The organism is Streptomyces sp. NPDC012794 (assembly GCF_042901085.1).
In the GTDB taxonomy this organism is placed as follows: Bacteria; Actinomycetota; Actinomycetes; order Streptomycetales; family Streptomycetaceae; genus Streptomyces.
On record NZ_JBIBCI010000005.1, the window covers coordinates 426,916 to 443,461 of the forward strand.

19 protein-coding genes are annotated in these 16,546 nt (G+C 67.6%); all 19 read right to left on the reverse strand.

The genetic code is table 11. The annotated features are described in order from the left end of the window. Positions 1-2: 2 nt before the first annotated feature. Complete coding sequence (locus ACFY7H_RS12895) at positions 3-671, reverse strand: hypothetical protein (RefSeq protein ID WP_388937283.1); 669 nt, start codon at positions 669-671, stop codon at positions 3-5. A gap of 13 nt (positions 672-684) precedes the next feature. Beyond that, positions 685-1,314, reverse strand: a complete 630-nt coding sequence (locus ACFY7H_RS12900; RefSeq protein ID WP_388937286.1) for a hypothetical protein — start codon at positions 1,312-1,314, stop codon at positions 685-687. Then, positions 1,311-2,405: a DUF5047 domain-containing protein gene (locus ACFY7H_RS12905; protein ID WP_388937290.1), complete on the reverse strand. Its 1,095-nt coding sequence runs from the start codon at positions 2,403-2,405 to the stop codon at positions 1,311-1,313. The genes ACFY7H_RS12900 and ACFY7H_RS12905 overlap by 4 nt, the downstream gene beginning before the upstream one ends. Positions 2,406-2,417: 12 nt before the next feature. Continuing rightward, a complete protein-coding gene (locus ACFY7H_RS12910) occupies positions 2,418-4,640 on the reverse strand; it encodes a hypothetical protein (protein ID WP_388937293.1) in 2,223 nt (740 codons plus the stop codon). A 2-nt stretch (positions 4,641-4,642) separates the two neighbouring features. Continuing rightward, positions 4,643-8,020 carry a phage tail tape measure protein gene (locus ACFY7H_RS12915; RefSeq protein WP_388937296.1) on the reverse strand — a complete coding sequence of 1,126 codons (3,378 nt, stop codon included), beginning with the start codon at positions 8,018-8,020 and terminating at the stop codon, positions 4,643-4,645. Between the two features lie 17 nt (positions 8,021-8,037). Further along, positions 8,038-8,370, reverse strand: a complete 333-nt coding sequence (locus ACFY7H_RS12920; RefSeq protein WP_388937299.1) for a hypothetical protein — start codon at positions 8,368-8,370, stop codon at positions 8,038-8,040. Between the two features lie 80 nt (positions 8,371-8,450). Further along, a complete protein-coding gene (locus ACFY7H_RS12925) occupies positions 8,451-8,789 on the reverse strand; it encodes a hypothetical protein (protein ID WP_388937301.1) in 339 nt (112 codons plus the stop codon). A gap of 4 nt (positions 8,790-8,793) precedes the next feature. After that, on the reverse strand, positions 8,794-9,144 hold the full coding sequence (locus ACFY7H_RS12930; RefSeq protein WP_388937304.1) for a hypothetical protein: 351 nt from the start codon (positions 9,142-9,144) through the stop codon (positions 8,794-8,796). 78 nt (positions 9,145-9,222) lie between these two features. Continuing rightward, a complete protein-coding gene (locus tag ACFY7H_RS12935) occupies positions 9,223-9,987 on the reverse strand; it encodes an Ig-like domain-containing protein (RefSeq protein ID WP_388937306.1) in 765 nt (254 codons plus the stop codon). A 50-nt stretch (positions 9,988-10,037) separates the two neighbouring features. Then, entirely contained in the window at positions 10,038-10,460 is a 423-nt protein-coding gene (locus tag ACFY7H_RS12940; RefSeq protein ID WP_388937308.1) for a hypothetical protein, read from the reverse strand. Beyond that, on the reverse strand, positions 10,457-10,738 hold the full coding sequence (locus ACFY7H_RS12945; RefSeq protein WP_388937311.1) for a hypothetical protein: 282 nt from the start codon (positions 10,736-10,738) through the stop codon (positions 10,457-10,459). Before ACFY7H_RS12945 ends, ACFY7H_RS12940 begins: the two co-directional genes overlap by 4 nt. Before the next feature lie 9 nt (positions 10,739-10,747). Beyond that, positions 10,748-11,095, reverse strand: a complete 348-nt coding sequence (locus ACFY7H_RS12950) for a hypothetical protein (RefSeq protein WP_388937314.1) — start codon at positions 11,093-11,095, stop codon at positions 10,748-10,750. Further along, positions 11,092-11,643, reverse strand: coding sequence for a mobile element protein (locus tag ACFY7H_RS12955; protein ID WP_388937317.1), 552 nt, complete (start codon positions 11,641-11,643; stop codon positions 11,092-11,094). The genes ACFY7H_RS12950 and ACFY7H_RS12955 overlap by 4 nt, the downstream gene beginning before the upstream one ends. After that, the gene (locus tag ACFY7H_RS12960) at positions 11,630-11,860 is read right to left on the reverse strand and encodes a hypothetical protein (protein WP_388937319.1); all 231 of its coding nucleotides are present in this window, start codon (positions 11,858-11,860) and stop codon (positions 11,630-11,632) included. Before ACFY7H_RS12960 ends, ACFY7H_RS12955 begins: the two co-directional genes overlap by 14 nt. A 119-nt stretch (positions 11,861-11,979) precedes the next feature. After that, positions 11,980-12,195 (reverse strand): hypothetical protein, encoded by a 216-nt coding sequence (locus ACFY7H_RS12965; protein WP_388937321.1) that lies wholly within the window; start codon positions 12,193-12,195, stop codon positions 11,980-11,982. A gap of 10 nt (positions 12,196-12,205) precedes the next feature. After that, positions 12,206-13,495 carry a phage major capsid protein gene (locus tag ACFY7H_RS12970; protein ID WP_388937323.1) on the reverse strand — a complete coding sequence of 430 codons (1,290 nt, stop codon included), beginning with the start codon at positions 13,493-13,495 and terminating at the stop codon, positions 12,206-12,208. An 8-nt stretch (positions 13,496-13,503) separates the two neighbouring features. Continuing rightward, positions 13,504-14,343: an HK97 family phage prohead protease gene (locus ACFY7H_RS12975; protein ID WP_388937325.1), complete on the reverse strand. Its 840-nt coding sequence runs from the start codon at positions 14,341-14,343 to the stop codon at positions 13,504-13,506. A 2-nt stretch (positions 14,344-14,345) separates the two neighbouring features. Then, positions 14,346-16,313: a phage portal protein gene (locus tag ACFY7H_RS12980; protein ID WP_388937327.1), complete on the reverse strand. Its 1,968-nt coding sequence runs from the start codon at positions 16,311-16,313 to the stop codon at positions 14,346-14,348. A gap of 1 nt (position 16,314) precedes the next feature. Beyond that, positions 16,315-16,536 (reverse strand): hypothetical protein, encoded by a 222-nt coding sequence (locus ACFY7H_RS12985; protein WP_388937329.1) that lies wholly within the window; start codon positions 16,534-16,536, stop codon positions 16,315-16,317. Between the last annotated feature and the right edge of the window lie 10 nt (positions 16,537-16,546).

Consider the following 16,546-nt stretch of genomic DNA (forward strand, 5'->3'; position numbering starts at 1 on the left):
GGCTAGGCGGCCAGGTAGGTGACGTACAGCATGGATCCGGCTTCGCCGCTGTACGCGGTCGAGAGGCTGCCGCCGCTGTTCTGTCCGCCCGCGACCTCGACGTAGTCGCCTACTCCGAGGTACAGAATGTGATTGACCTCGACGACGCCGGCGAGGTTGCCGGGGGAGCAGAGGTTCGCGGCGCCCTGGATGAAGCTGCCGTTCAGGTGGATCCGGGCGCCGCGGGCGCCGACGTTGTTGTTGGCGAAGGCAGCTCGGCCACGCACGTCGTACCAGCCGGCGACCTGGCAGGTGTACCGGGTGTTGTTCGTGATGGTCGAGTGCCCCCCATGGGTGTCGAGTATCTCGCTGTCCATCGACAAGGGCGCCCAGAGGGTGTTACCCACAGACTGCGTGATGGTCTGCTTGCCGATGAACATCGGCTTCACTGTGGTTGCCACGCCGGCCCAGGCGCTGCCGTTGTAGACGGTCAGGAGACCTTCGGCCGTCACCCAGGCAGTCATGCCCGCGACGGGGCTGGTCAAGGCGGCGTTCCTGGCGGCGGCCGAGGCGAACCGCATGACGGTCTGGGGTACGACGGCAGCCAGGTTCTGGGCCATGAGGGCGGCATTCGGCGGGTCCGTGAGGGACGAGATCTGAATGCCTTGACCGAAGGCGTCGGTGGTGGGCACCGGCCCCCCTCTCCTAGGTGATGCGGTAGCTAATGCCCTCAAGCGCCGCCCAGACGGCGGTGCCGTTGAAGTCGGTGATCTGCAGCAGGCCGCCGGTCGTGATCTCGAGAGGGGATGCGTTGCCGGTCGAGATCATGCACGTGCAGCGCACCAGGACCGGTGGCCGGGCCGCCGCGGGCAGGGTGGCGATGGTGGAGGTGCTGGTGGTGGATGCCGGCGCTCTCGCCAGCCCCGAAAGCGAGACAGTTCCGTCGTCGTTGATCCGGTAGGCAGGGGCCCCGTAGGGGGGTCCCCAGGCGGCCCAACTGCCGTTATAGGTGAGCGCCTGCCACGTCCCGGCAGTGGTGGTGGGGGTGATTTTCCCCAGGGCCAGCCAGTTTCCGGAGCCGGACGCGGTGACGACGATGGTGTCGCCGACCGTCGGGGACAGGTAATCGGCTGCGCGGCGGGCGATGATGCCGTCGGTGGTGGTGACGGTTCCGGTAGTGCCGATGCTGTCGACCACGGCGAGACGCCAATCGGCGCCCCGGATGCTCGGACTTTGGTCGCTGGCCTGCTGGACCTGCCCTTGGAGAGCGTCAGCCACGTCGGCCCAAATGCGTTGAGCCTGGGAGCCGGCGCTGGCGCTGGAACCGCTGCTCACGAGTCTTCCTGTGCTGAGATGGTGCGGAGCGTGCACAGACCCTCGACGCTCAGCGGCACGTCGAAGGCCGCGACCTGATGCAGCTCAGACGTCCCATCCGGGTAGAGCACACGCAACACGTCTCCGGGGGCCAAGGCCGCGTTCGGCAGGCACGTGACGTCGGCCGTCGCGTTGGAGGCGGACGCGGACCGCAACTTCAATGTAGCGGCCTGCGTGCACTGCAGCGTCGTGATCAGGGTGGGAGAGGTGACGAAGGTTGGCCGATGCCCCAGAGGGCCGTCCCAGTAGGTCGGGCTGCCGGGGTCCGAGTCCACGACCAGCGACGACACTGGCGCGACTCCCTCTTCGGTGTTCTCGCCGCGGGCGAGGACGCCGTTGTAGACACCGTCGAGGCTCATACCTCGGTCGGCCTTCACGTAGGTGCCGCCCTCGCCGGCCGCCACGGTCCACACCGGTGCGGTGGACAGCAGTTCCGGCAGCTCGGCGATAGTGAAGACGCCCTCGGGGTCGACGAAGACTTCGGCGCCGATCGCAGCGCCCAGCTCGAGGACGGCGGCCCAAGGATCGGCCTCGATGTCCCAAGTGCGTGCACCGATCGTGGCGTCAACGGCCCCGGAAGAATTGATCTCGGCGTCCGGGAGCGAGCGGTGGATCAGGGCAGTGATCGCCCCTACCGCTGTGCCGCTCGCGCGGTACGGGGCGGTGAACTTGTCGTCGGACACGATCACTTCGAGGCTCTTGCCGGACAGGGTGACGGGCCCGTCATCGACATCGCCGCTGACCTCGTCCAATCTGAAGATCCCCAGGGGGGCGAGCTCCTCGGCGCCGTCGTTGTAGCGAACACCGCGCAGAATCCGCAGGCGGGCCCCGTAGGTGGATGCCTTGTCCGAGGCAGTCCTGGGGATCAGCGCCGGATCTGCCAGCGTGACCGAGCAAGTGCGCCTGGCCACCGAATTCAGGTCGACGGAGACGCTTCCCCCGCTGTGATCCAGCGTTTCGCTGCCGCCGGCGGCACGGAACAGGATGACCTTGGTGATGACGACGTGGCTCTCGGCGAGGGCCGCGATGAACCGGTCGGACACTGGATACATCGCAACCCCCTCTCACTGGTCGAGCAGCACGTCTTCCCAGGTGCTGTGGCGCGACAGCACGTCCGCCCATGTGCCGTTCTCGCTGAGGATGTCCTGCCAGGTGCGGCCTGCGGACCCGGCGACTCCCACAGTGGTCGGCATGTCGGTCTGGGTGACCGGCAGATTCCACGTCCGCCAGGAATCATCCGCCCGGCCACCGCCTCGGTCTTCGGTGACCGCTCCGATGCTGACGTACATGTCGTCGACACCGTGCCCGGGAGCGGCCTGCCAGAGCAGGACCGTGCCGCTGTCCAACAGGAGGTGGAGCGCGGCCCGCTCCTCGTCGGTCTCCGTGTGAATGGAGAGCTCCCCCTCCAAGCCGCTGCGGACGTCCGAAAAGGTGACCGCGTTGCGTCGACCTCGCACCCTGTGGGCGGCCGCCTGGATAGGCCGCTGCCAGCTGGGAGCCTGCGCCATCATGACCTTGCGATTGCGCTGAGGTGATCCCGGATCTTTCAGCCAAGCGTAGTTGGGATCCCCCGATGCGATGACGGCTGCGTCGGTAGTGCGGGACGCGACGGCAGCACCGACTGACGCCACCGTCTGTATGTAGTAGGTGACGGACGTGTCCAGGGGCGCCTCGTAGTCTTCGATCACCACCTGGTCCGAGGTGATGGGATCCTGGGAGATGAGACCGTTCGGCCCGCGAACCAGGGTCCTCGATCCGTCGGCCAGCACCCGCCAGACGGTCAGCAGATACCCGACGTCCAGCTCCCGCAAGGTGAGGGTGATACTGGCCGTCTCGTTGTCGGCGCTGACCTCGGTGAGTGGCAGCGCCTCCCAGAGCGCGACCTGGTCAATGCGGATGACCGACGATGCGGCCGTGGCCGTCAGAGTCAGCTCAATGGCCGCCTGCGTTGCATCTGCGGGGGCCGTGAAGTCGTTGCTGAGGAACCACCAGTTGGGGGTGGGGACGGCAGTCGTGCCGCCGGCCGTGAGGCCGAGGTCGGCGTTGGCCGCGTCGTACCAGCGGACACCACGGCTAATGGTCCAGCCGCCTGCGGTGACGTTCTCCGCTAGCTGCAGGCGAAAGGACAGGCCGTCGGCGGCACCGACGGGGAATTTGGCGCTGCGCAGGACGCTGGCAGTGGCCGTCGCAGAAGAGACGGTCAGCGCATAGGCGCCGTCCATGAAGTAGGCGCCCCATGGTGTGGAGCGCGCGAGGGTCGCCACGCCGCTCGGGACCGTCCAGCCCGCGGCGTCCTTCTCGAAGGAGGCGTCGGCATAGGGCACGACGGAGCCCTGCCGGATGACGGGCGCCGTCGCGATGACGGCTCCGTCGACCCGCATGACCTGGGCAGCCGTACCGGAGGTGATGCCGACGGCGAGCGTGGCGTAGGAAGTGGTCGCCGGGGCAATCGCCGAGACGCGCTGCTGGTAGTAGCTGGTGCCTGGTGCTGCCAGGTTGGAGCGCGTGGCGGACAGCAAACTGTTCGCCGCGTTGTAGAAGCGGAGCTCGACCCAGACGGTTGAGCCGCTCGTGGGGGGGTTCAGGTAGCAGTAGCCGATGTATTCGGTTCCCGGCGTCGCTACGGGAGTCTCCGTGACCTTCGCGGACGCGTTGCCGTTCGCAGTGACGGTCAGGGCCAGCACGTGGCCGCCGGCCAGATAGAAATCGACAGGCCAGGACACGACCGGCACGGAACGAGCGATCGTGCAGTTTGTTTCGGCGACCCACCGCAGGGTGGCGGACTCAAGGGTTTCGGCGTCGAAGGACAGCAGATTGCCAGTCGTCCGCATGGGAAGGCCGAGATAGAAGTTTTCGAAGTGGTTGACGATGCCGGTACCGGTGGCGGTCACGGCGACGACCACCTGCGCCGAGGCCGCTGTCGCGGGGGCTATACCTGCGACGGAGATGCGGTGCCAGGTGGCGGAGGCGGCAGCGGTGGTCAGTGACCAGGTGGTGCTGATCTCGCTGCCGCCTGCCGTCATCCAGCGGATCCCGATCCGCTCAGGGATCGAGGAGCCTGATCCGTCGGCGAACGCCTGATACTCCTGGCCCGCTGTCACCGGGTAGGACGCCGCAGTGCGGGCTGACATTTCGCCGACGGTCAGGCTGTACAGGCGAAGGGTTCCGTCACCGTTGCGGCCTCCGGTCCCTTTGGAAATGGTGCAGTTGTTCTTGGCTACCCAACCTGACGTGTTGGGGTCGACTGACTCGGTAACGGCGGACAGGAGGTTCCCGGGGATTGCCATGTCTACCCCTTCCGTCCGGGGCGCACGGTCTCCAGCAGCTGACGGGCGCCGGCGGTCACACGCCCATCTGCCCGGTCGTCGATGTAGGCATGGAAGGCTGCCCCCTCGACGACGAGGGTGAGCTGGTCACCGGGAGCGAGTCCGCCGGAGCTGCGGCTGAGCGCATTCCACTGCCCGCTGGTGAGGATTGGCTCGGGCTTCCCCGTCGCATTGTGGGCGAGGGTCAGGCCCGGCTGCAGCCATCCCCCCTCGTCATATTTCCTGAGGGCGGGCGCGAATCCATACCGGTCGTGGAACAGGGCCGAGTTGTACCCTCGCGCCCGCGCGCCGACGACAACGCCGTCACCGCCGCGGCTTTCGACGTTCATCCCGCCGATGGTGCCGGCCGTGTGCCCGACTCCGTCATTCGTGATGCCGATCATGAACGGGCTGCGGAGGTTGCGGTGCCAGCCGGCCGGAGCGGTGTTTCCTTGGAATGAGAACGTGGACCACAGCCGTCCGAACGGCGACCGGCCTTCGATGACCTTCTGAATGCCGGACATGAAGCCAGAGCAGTCCCAGCTCGGATTGCCTGCGCCGCCCCACTGGTAGGGCTTGCCTGCCTGCGACCGGGCGAATCCCATGGCGGCTGCGACGTTCCCCGAGGCGGGTCCGCCAGTAAGGCCTTCCGCTGCCGAAATGACCTTGTTCTTCAGGCTCTGCAGCATCTTGATCGGGAACTGCGACAGGGCCTGTGCCCACTGAGATCCCGAGAGGCCCGAGTTGATCTGGTCCCGCAGGAACTTCGTGGCTGTGTCCCAGACTTTCCCAGGGCTGGAGAGGAAGTCGATGCCCGACATGATCGCTCCGCCGATCTTCTTGGCGGTGCCGGACAGCCAGTCGACGATACCCCCCTCCGCGTACCGGGGAATGCCGACCGCCCCACCCTTGGCGAAGGCGGTGCCACTCCGTGTGGCGCGAGCGCGCAGAGCCTCTACGGCGGAGTGTCCGCCCGCACCCCGCACCTCCCTCGCCGTCCAGACGTGCTCACCGTTGGAGAGGAGGGCGGGGATCGAGTCTGATGTTGCGGTGCCTGCTCCGAATACGGCGCCACCAGTTGCGAACGTCAGCGCACCGAGCTTCCCGGCTCCGGTGAACTCGGCGATGGTGTTCCAGACCTTGCGAATTCCGTTGTTGTAAACGGTATCGATTACGAACTGGACTGGTTTGCGGGTGATTTCGCGGAGCCTGTCCCAGATCTGCCCGATACCGCTGATGCCGTTGTTGAAGGAGTCCTTGACCCTGTCGACTCCCCTGCTGAGCAGGTCGAAGATGGGCTTGATGCCGTTGTTCCAGGCATTCGCGATGACGCCCTTGATGCCTTCCCACGCGGGCTTGATCGTGTCATTCCAGAAGCGCATGAACATGGGGATCAGGACGCTCTTCACGTAGGCGACCAGCACGTCGAAGACGAACTTGATCTGCTGCCACTTCTCCGCGATCAACCCTGCGATGTAGTTCCACACGGGCTTGAGGACGCTGGTCCACAGCCAGTTGAAGAGTGCTGCCACGTTCCTGACTTGGGCCATGATGAGATCGAAGGCTGGCTTGATGCCGTTGTTCCACAGCCAGAGGGCCCCGGCAGCGATCAGGTTCCAGATCGGCTTGAGGACGGTGTCCCACAGCCATCCGAAAATCGCCCCAAGAATCTTGACCGCGAAGACGATAGGCGTAATCAGGACCGTAAGGATGATCGTCGCCAGGATCCTGGCTGCCGCTCCGATGAACGAGAAGACCGGCTGAAGAACGCCCCAGAGCCAGGTCGCAGCGTCCGCGATGGCACGCAGCCCGATCATGAACCCTGCAAAGAGGGGCTTGAGGATGGTCTCCCAGACCCACAGGGCCGCCGTCTTGATGCCCTCCCACGCCGCCTGCACGACAGCCCGGAAGGTCTCCGACTTCTTGTACGCGACGACCAGTGCGGTGCCGAGGGCGAGCAGGGCGATCACGATGAGCGTGATCGGGTTGAGGGCCATGACCGCGTTGAGGAGGGCTTGAGCTCCCGCGAATCCCGTGGTCACGGCGGTGCCAATCAGGATGGCCGCCCGGTAGGCCGAGAACACCAGCGTCACCGCGCCTGTCGCGATGGCCTGTGCGTTAAGGGCCAGGGTGAGCCCGCCGATGAGGACTATCACCGGGAGGAGCCAGGCTCCCCACTCGCGGAACCAGGCGATGACCGGCCGCAGCACGTCGTCGACCCGGCGAAGGGCTGTGACGAGCCCCAGCAGGGCAGGCAGGATCACCGCGTCGACGACTACGCCGACGCCGCTCATCAGCTCGCGCGACAACGTCGCCAGCTCAGTGGATGTGTTGTCGCGGATGGTGTCGCCGACCGCCTTGGCGGCGCCCTCGACCTGCCCGAGTCCGGCAGCAGCCGTCGAGGGGTCCATTGCCAGCAGCGCGGCGCCCAGGTCCTCTGCCTGCGTGCCGAAGAGGCTGACCGCGGCGGCGCTCTGGATGACTGGGTCCTTGACGCCTCGCAGTTTGTCGAGGGTGAGGTCCAGGACCCCGTTGGCGGAGCTGCCGCCGGCGGCGAATTTCGCGGCCATGTCGTCGGCGGACAGGCCGAGCAGCTTGAAGCCGTCGATGGTGGTCTTGGAGCCGTCGACGGCCCGGATGCTGAATTCCTTGATGGCGTCCGCGGCGATATCGCTGTCGCGGGCGCCGGCGGCGATGGCCTGGTTGAGGAGGCCGATGGCGGAGGCGCCGTCCAGGCCCGCCTTGCGGAACTGGGTTCCGTACTCGTTGATCGTGTCGAGGAAGTCTCCGGCCTTGTCCGCCCCCGACTGCAGCCCCTTGGTCAACAGGTCCAGGGCCTGCGGTGCATCCTGGGCGAGGCCGGTGCGGATCATCTGGGCGGCCGCATTGGCAGCCCCGCCGAGGTCCTGGTTGAACGTCGTCGCCAGGTCTGAGACCTTCGTGGTGATGGCCTCGATGGCCTCAGAAGTGGCCTTCTCCGGGATCAGCCCAGAGCCCATGACGGCGCGGACGGCGGCGGCTCCCTCCTCGAAGGAGCCGACGACCGCCTTCGAGTACAAGGTCCCGGCGAGTTTCCCCGCCTTCTCCGCGCCCTTGCCCGTGAGGCCTAGTTGCGCGGACAGGCGGTCCGACAGCTTTTCCTTCTCGATGGCGCTGATCGTTGCTGCAGCGAGGACTGCGCCAGCCGCCGCCCCGCCCACCGCCAGGGCTGCCTTGAACCGATCGGCGAACCGACCCCCGGATTCCCGGCCGGCCTGCTCGCCCGCATCCGCAGCAGGGCCGCCGAGCTGTCGGCGCAGTTCATCGGAGATACCCCGCACGGACGGGATGATCTGAATCGTGGCATACCCGACGTTCGGCATCGGACCCCCTCACGACTTCAGGCGATGGAGCCCTGCTCGATCTGCCGCTTGCGCTCGGCGGCCCGGCGGCGCGCGTCTTCCAGGCGGGCCAGACGCGGCCCGTTGTCCGCCCCCTTGCCTATCTCAGGGGCGAGCCACCAGCGGGCATAGGGCTTGGGCGGTTTTGGAGCCTTCGACTTGTCGGCGTTCACGGCCATCAGCGTCCAGTTCAGGCGCTGCAGCATGTCGAAGAGGTCGGCAAGCAGGATTTCTTCGCCGTTCGGTTCCTGGCGGCCCTCCCGAAGCGCTGTCCGGGTCCGGGCGTGCGGAGGCAGGCCCTGCACGTAGGAGGCGAGCTCCCGATAGGTCATGTCGCCTACGTACAGGTCGCGCAGACGGACCCCGTAGTGGGCCCGGAGGTCAGCCTCCAGGGCGCGGGGGTGCCTCCGCTTCAGCTCGCGGAGGCGTCCGATTCCCCCGGCAGCAGCCCGCAGTGCTTCTGATAGGCCTCGAAGAGCTGCTTCAGCTTGTACTGCGGCAGGGGGTTCTTCCGGAACTCCGTGAACGTCTCGCCCAGCGCGGCCTTCAGGACTCCGAGTGTGGCTCCGGTATCGCCTCTCTCGGCGATCTCCACGAGGTCCCAGACGTCGAGGCTCTGGAGGTGCGCGAGGGCGTAGCGGCGGCCCCCGAAATGCACGCGGAAGGGCATCAGTTCAGCTTCCGCCTGTACGGCGTCGAGGTTGAAGTCGAAGGGCTGACTGTCGGATGTTGTTGCGGTACGGCCGGGCATGGCTCTACTCGCTCTCAGGTCGCGGTTCGGGCTGAATGATGCGCACGGCGTCGGCCATCAGGGTCAGGCGGACGGTGCTGATGCCGTCTGGGTCGAGGTAGACCTCCATGGCCTGCCGGGTGAGCAGCCAGGGGAACGGCTCGCCGTCGACCAGCACGACGCCGCCCGGCTGGATTACGATCTCTCTTGCCATCTGCGGCTGGGAGGGCTCGATGGAAGCCTCTGGCGCGTCGCGCGCCATGAGGTTGGCCACAATGCGGCTGCGGAGATTCCGAGGAAGCTCCTGGCTCGGGGAGATGTACCCGAGGAAGGCTGCTCGGTCGTGGATCTCTTGGTCGGTGTACGAGATGGGCATGTCGCGGCTCCTTGTCGCGGTTCGAGGTACACCGGGGCGCCGCCGAACCGCGACGAAAGGCGGCGCCCCGGCGGCTGGTCAGGTGACGGTCACGGCGCAGGTGTCGGACTGTCCCTCGTAGGTGGCCGTCACGGTGGTCGACCCAGGATCCACACCGGTGACGAAGCCGGCGGAGACGGTGGCCTTGGCGGGAACGGACGACACCCAGGTCGCCAGGGCGGTGACGTTCGCGGTGGAGGCGTCGTCGTAAGTGGCTGTGGCGGTGAGGCTGGCGATGTCGCCGTCCGCGACGGAGAGCGTCGCGGGGATGGAGAGACTGACCAGGGTGGGCGTGGTCTGCTTGATGAAGAGGACGCCGGCGCCGGTCGGGAAGATCGTCGCGGCGAAAGTCATCGACTCGAGTTCGGTCTCGGTCTCGCCGTGGTCGCCGTCGAGGCTGACCTCGGCGTAGTTGGCGGTGATCAGCCGGCGGACCTTGTCACCCTCGCGGACCTCGAAGGCCACGAGGACCTTGGCGGGGCGGGGCACCTTGATCTGCGTGGACGTCGAGCCCGGCCACAACAGCGAGGCGGTCGTGTCGTTGTCCTCCAGCGCGGTGAAGGACTTCGTCAGCTTGAAGTGGGCGCGGCTGGTGCGGACGAGGATGCCACCCCAGGCGTACTTGTCGTCGGTGTCCTCGTCGCGGGTCTCGGGCATGCCGTCGTCCCCGTCGAGGAGCCCGACGAGGCTCCAGTCCACGCCAAACGGCGTGGAGGCGTCGGCGGGAAGGGCTGCTGCGAGATTGGTGGAGATGTAGACGTCCGCGTCCGTCCACAGATTTGCCTTCAGCGGGTCGCCGGCCACGGCGTCCTCCTCTTCTGGGTAAGGGTTGTCGCCGCAGGTGGGCGGATGGGTCAGGTCAGCGGGATCGGCTTGACGTTGGCCAGGACCGTCAGGGTTGAGAGGTCGACCCCGCTGTCCGGATCGGTGGCAGCCAGCGGCCCCGTCGCGGAGCGCACTCCGCGAATGACAGGACCGGAATGCACCAGCAGCAGCCCTTGGCAGAGCATCGCGAGGTCGTGGGCCTGATCGGCGTCCTCGTGCCACACGGTGACGCGCAGGGTGCAGCGGGCGTTGGCCAGCGATGAATGCGGGATGTCGGTGTCCTTGCGGACAAGTACGTAGGGCAGATGGGGAGCTTCCGGGGCCCGACTGTCCGGGACCCTGGTTCCGACGGTGGCGTCGTCCGCGTAGGGTTCAGGACGCGTCGCCAGTGCGGTGCGGAGGACGCCGGCGGCAGCAGCCTGGGCATCCCCGAAGACGACGAGCGGCTTCATCGCTCGACAGCCTTGACCTCTAGGCCTGCGAACCCGGCCGCGCGGGTCAGGATCCCGTCCCGGGCCTGCCAGGCCATCGCCTGCGGGTTCGCCACGACAACGGTGGCCGCGCCGCGGTCGGTCGTGTAGGCGCGAACCTCGATCGTCGTACCGGGTGGGACAAGCGCGCGGACGTTGTCGGCAACATCCGAGGCAAGGCCGTCGATCAGGGTGCGCACTTCGGAGCCCTGAAGGATCTCGCGCACGCCGGCCGAGTTCAGGCGCCAGTCGATGAGCATCGTCGCCTCCTATCCGGTGGCGCGCACCATCACGAACTCGATGTGATGGGGAGCGTCGGTGAACAGCTGCGGCCAACGCCCGACTTCCCCCTGGACCTCGTAGAGCAGCCCGGCCCACTCGATGCGGTCGGCCGCCTTGACGTCGGGAGCGGCGCCCGCGGCGGACTGGACCTTGTAGCCGGTCACGACTGCCGTCCGCTGTTCGTCGGCTGTCTCGGTCTGGCTGGCTGGCTGGATGTTCAGACCGGTGACGGTGAGCCGGCTGACCGCGCCGGGAGACCAGTCGGTGACGGTGTTGCCGCCGCGGTCCGTCCGTGTGCCGGCGCGGACACGCACGGCACTCTGGTTGAACATCATGGGCGTTCCCCGCGGTTGAGCTGGTAGCGGTCGACGGCCGCGGACCACTGAGCCGTCACCCCGGTCGCGGCCTGCACTCCGAATGTGACACTCTGCGCGCCGACCGTCTGCTGCTGCACACCCGGGAGTACCGCGTAGAGCGCCCGTGCCTGGTCGATGACGACTTCCTGGATGTCGCCCGGGATCTCGGCGTAGCCGTGGCTGTAGATCACGGTCACCGACCGCAGACCTGTGGGCCACACGGCCCCTAGGCGGTGCAGGTATCCGTCGGCTGACCATGTGTAGTCCGTGCCCGCCGACAACGCCTGCCCGTCTGCCAGGACGGACGACACCTCCGTGACAGGGGCCGCCGGCAGCAGCAGCGACAGCGCGCCGCTGCCGTCCAGGACGATCGTGTCGGCAACCACCAGAGACACCGGATGGCGTACCGCGCCGCGAAATCGGCGTGAGGCCGCGCTGAGTGCCGCGAGGAGTTTGGCATCCGTCTCAGCTACGCCGAGCCACGTCGACAGCTCCGCTGGATCGGCCAGGTAGTCAGTCGTCACCACCCGTACCGCCGTCCTTGTCAACCGCGGTACGGGCCTTGTTGCGCGGAGTCCGGGCCTTCGCGGGCGCCTCCGTCGCGTCCGCGGCCGGCCCACCGGCCTCCTTGGTGCTTCCCTCCGTGCTGACGCCAAGCCGCTCGGCGTCTTCGGCGTTCAGCTTCATGGTGGTTGTCACGCCCGACGGCGTGGTCACCTGGTACCTCTTCAGCGGTCCGCTCACGACGGCCACCTCCAGTCGTGTGTCGACGGCGACCGAATCTGAGGCCGCCGCCCCGCAGGTGGCGTGCTGCTTACCGCATACGGGGCAGCGGCCTCGGATCAGCCTCGAATTGATCAGGCTCACGCCATGAGGCCCGCAGCCTTGAGGGCCGCAATGATGGCGTTGACCTTGTCGGACAGGTCGCGGAAGTTGTTGTTCAGAGTCGCCTGCGAGAAGCTCGCCCCGACATCTGCGATCGTGTTGTCGCCAGTTCCGTTGCTATTCGTCAGGGGGGTCACCGAGGCGGTCTGGCCGCCTGCGCGTGCGGCTCCAGCGGACGGATTGAGGTATGCCATGTCAGCCCCCTCAGGCCGTCAGGTCGATCTCGACGAAGGCGTTCGGCTGGATAACGCCGAAGGCGGCCCGCATCTCGGCGAGAATGGCGACCATGTTGCGGATGAAGAAGTTCGCGTGGCTGTCCGAGATGGTGATGGACGCCTGCTCGCGGTCCCACAGGACGGCCTTGCGGAAGTCGCCGACGTAGCCGGTGCCGGCCGGGACGGCTTCGGTCTCGATGACCGGGAGGCCCCACAGGGTGCCGGCAGTGCCCAGCCCGGACGGGCCGCCGAAGTAGAACCTCGCCTCGTTGTCCTGGAGCAGGTCGATCGCCTCGAGGTCAGCAGGGTTGAAGAGGTAGGCGTTCGGCGTGGAGCGGCCGACGAGGCGCACCTTGGTACGCGCCTTGCGGGTCGTGGTGAGCAGGTTCGTGTCCCAGGCCTGCGCCTGCACACCCGACACGTTCGAGAGGCCCTCGAGGTTCTCGCCGGTGCCGTCGCCGGACACCATCTGGTCCTCGAGCTCCTCCTCCAGGCCGTAGCGGAGGAAGGCGTCGATGATGCTGCGGACCTGCGCGGCGTCTGACAGGGCCCGCTTGGTGAGCGGGATCCAGTGGGCGATCGTGCGGACCGGGGTGGTGACCTTCGCCCACGCCAGCGCGCTCTCGGGCTTGACGCCGTTCGCGGCGTTCATGGTGCCCGGGTCTGCGGTCGCGGTCGACTCCGCCACCGGGGCGGCGTTGTTGGTCTGCGACGTCATCCGGACGTACTCGATGGTGTCGCTGGTGGTAGTCAGGTTGGTGACCACGTCGCGCAGGCGCAGCGGTCGCTGGAAGGCCAGCTGGCCAAGCTGCAGGCCGCGCATGTCGTTCGTGACGAACGCGCCGCCGGAGGTGTCGCTGCCGCCGGTGACGAGGGCCTTGTAGCCGACCGGCCGGGACTGCACCCGGTGATCCTTGCCGAAGACGCCGTTGGGGGCGGTGGCCATCAGACCCTGGAACTCGGCGCTCTTGACGAACGCCTCGCCGAGGCTGCCCTTAGCGTCGGGGACGATGAGGCCAGAGGGGGTGCGGCGCTCGCCGGACTTCTCCTCGAGCTCGACACCCTCACCGAGGTCGGCGAGGGCCTGCCGCATGGTGGCGGTGGCCTTCGCCTTCTCGAGTGCATCCTTCGCGTCGGTGGCCTTCTTCATGTGCTCGGTCACCTGTGCGCGCTCGTCGTCGGAGAAGTCGCGGCCGTCCTTCTCCGCCTTCTCCGCGATCGTGCGGGCCTGAAGCAGGTGGTGCTTGAGCTGTTCCTTCAGTTCTTCGATCTTGTTCACGGCTCTCCTCAGTCCGTAAGCGAGGAGACCTCGGCCGCAAGGGCAGCGAGGTCCGATTGCAGACGGAGCGAGGCGGGGCTCGGACCGGCCGGAGCCTCCTTGGCCGCAGGGGGCTGCGGCGAGGACTGCTCGGGCGGAGTCGGCGTGGCCTTCTCATCGTCATCAGTGCTGGAAGACAGGGAGTCCAGCAGCTCCTTGGCGAGACGCGCGATGTCCTTCACGCGCTGCTCGTTCTTCTGGCTGAGCGTGCGCCCCGCCTTCGCCGCCATGACCCCCGTCAGGGCCTGGCGAAGCTCATCTGTCTGCGCGGCAGAGGCACCCTCGACCGCGATGCGCATCGTGGCGCCGTCGGCGGACTTCACGTCCAGCAGCTCGGTCGACTGGTTGGCGCCGATCAGGGTGGGGCCGACCTCGTACAGCTTGAGCTTGCGCAGCTCGTAGAAACCCTCGCCGTCCTTCTGGTCCACCCAGGCGCCTTCCTCGACGTCGTAGGCGAAGCTGAACTGTGTAACCCGGCGCCCCTTCAGCAGCTTGTAGACCTGAGCGGCCTTGGTGCCGGGGTCGGTGTCGATGCGGGCCTTCACCCACAGGCCTTCCGGTCGCTCCTCAGCCTCCAGGACCTCGCCGATGTGGTACTCGGGGTCGTGGGACATATGGGACCACAGGACTGGGATCGGGTCACCGGTGGACTTCCACGCGGCAAGGGTGTCAGCGAACGCCCCCGGTGTGATCTTGTCTCCGACCGAGTCGAGGTTGTACGCGGCAACGATCGCCTCGAACACGCCCTCCTCGGTGCCCTCGTTCTCGCCCGCCGCCTTGATGCGCACGGGGCAGCTCTTGATTCGCATCGTCACTCCGTTGCGTAGTCGAGACGGCATTTGCATCCTGCGGTTTCCTTGGCTTCGCCCTTGCCGTCCCCCGGCCAGCGCAGCCCGTTGCTGAAGACGTCGTCGAGGCTGACTGCCTCGCCGTCCTGGGCGCGGTGTGACGCCCGGGGATTTGTGCCGCCCGTCCGCCACACCTTCTTCGTCAGCCCGGACGCTCCGGCCGCGTCGTGCGAGCCGAACCCGCGGGCTTCCGTAGCTGCGGTCATCGCGCGGACATCGGCCGCCGACTGCCATACGTCACCGGCGTGCTGCAGGTTGGCCAGCCAACCGTTACCGCTGTCGTCGACCGCTGCAACCAGGTCTCGGCCGGCGGACTCATGCTGCCCGGCGTGCGTCTCGGCCGCGGCCAGCAGCCACGGGAGCATCACCTCCGGGTCCCAGCCGGCCGCCTCCGGATTGAACTCACTCAACACGCCCCAGGCCGCCAACTGCGCGATCCGGTAGCCGTGCTCGGAGAGCAGGGCCGTCAGCTCGGCCAGCCGGCCCTCCGCACCCTCGTCCCACCAGGCCAGCAGGTCCGGCACGCCGCCCGCCTTCGCGGACGCCCGGGACTCCAGTCGGGTGAAGGCACGCCGCGTCCAGCGCCCCAGCGAGGCCAAGAAGGCGTCACGCTCCTCGTCGAAGTCCCCGAGGTCGTCCGGTTTGCTCGGGCCGGCCGCCTTCATCAACACCAGGCGGCCCCGCCCTTTTGGGAGCGCGGCAGCCTCCGCCGGATCAGGAGCCGTGTCGGTCGGTGAAGCCATTCCACCTACCAGGACGTTCATCGGCGTGATCAGGTCGTCGCCGCCGTCGATTGCTGGCAGGTTCATGCGTGCGCGGGCCTCGTTGCGCAGCAGCCAGGGGGCGCCGACCGCGGTCTGCAGTTGGGCGGCCTGCTCCTCGAAGGAGCCGCGCAGCTTCTCCTGCAGGTTGAACTCGACGTACACGTCGTCGGAGTCCGCCAGATCCGGGATGAGTTGCAGCCCGATCTCTTCCTGGATCATTGTCAGCCAGGGGCCGAGTGTGTCCTGGTAGAGCTGCTGGTGCTGCTCGCGGATGTTGGAGAAGGTGGCGTGGTCGAGGATCCCGACCATGGGCAGCGGGATGTGATACGCCGCCGCGACCTCCTCCCGTGTCAGCTTCCGCGCTTCGATGTACTGGGCCTTCGACGGATCGAGGGCGAGCTGCTCGTACTCCATGCCGTCCTCGAGGATCGGCGTGCCGCCCGCCGAGCCGCCGCCCGCGGTGTACGCCTTCCACGACTCGCCGAACCGGGCCCGCGACGTCGGATCCCACTTGGGGGCGTCCGCCGGCCGCTTCAGGACCCCGGACATGCGGCCCCCGTTCCGCCACATCTGCTCCCGGGATCTGGTCGCCTCGAATTCCTCGGCCAGCATCGACCGGAGGGCCTCAATCGGAGAGGACCCTGTGCGCAGGTCATCCGGGTCATAGCCGTGGAAGTGGACAACCTGGTCGGGGGCCAGCTCCAGGTTCCCCTTCGATCCGTGTACCACGAACCGCTGGGGTTCCAGCCAACTGTCCCCCTGCACCTCCATCCTGGGCGGTGGAACCGGAATTACGCCGAGGAGCTCGCCGTTGTCCAGGCGCACCTTGACCCAGAACGCGGCATCGTAGATCGCGTAGTCGCAGACCAGGCGCTCGATCAGCCGGTACCGGGTCAGCTTCGCGCCCGGAGCCGCCAGGATCCGTGCAAGCGGATGGTCGGTGAGCCGCTCGCGGTCAGTGTCCGACACGCGCCGGTAGGTGTGGAGCCCCAGCTGGGCGATGTTCCGAGCCAGGAAGCTGACGACGGTCCTGATCTGCGGCTGACGCCGGTACAAGGCGCCGTACTCCTGGTAGACGTCCGAGGCGAGCTGAACGTAGGTGGGGAAAGTCAGGGATGGGGCGACGGCCACACCCGACAGCTGCCCTTGGGAGACGACGAACGCCACGTCAGCCTCCCGCCACCTGAATGAACTCGACCCGGGACCGCTCGATCAGAACTTCGCCGTCCATCGGGGTGTCCGCGGCGCCGTGCTGCATGAGCGTCGCGTCCTTCAGGACCAGCAGCGGGCCCCGCTTGGCCCACAACACGCCGGCGAACGCCTTGTCAGCCAGGTTGACCACCACCCGCTTGCGGATTGCGGTACGACGCCACGGGAACCAACCCCACACAGCGGACCTC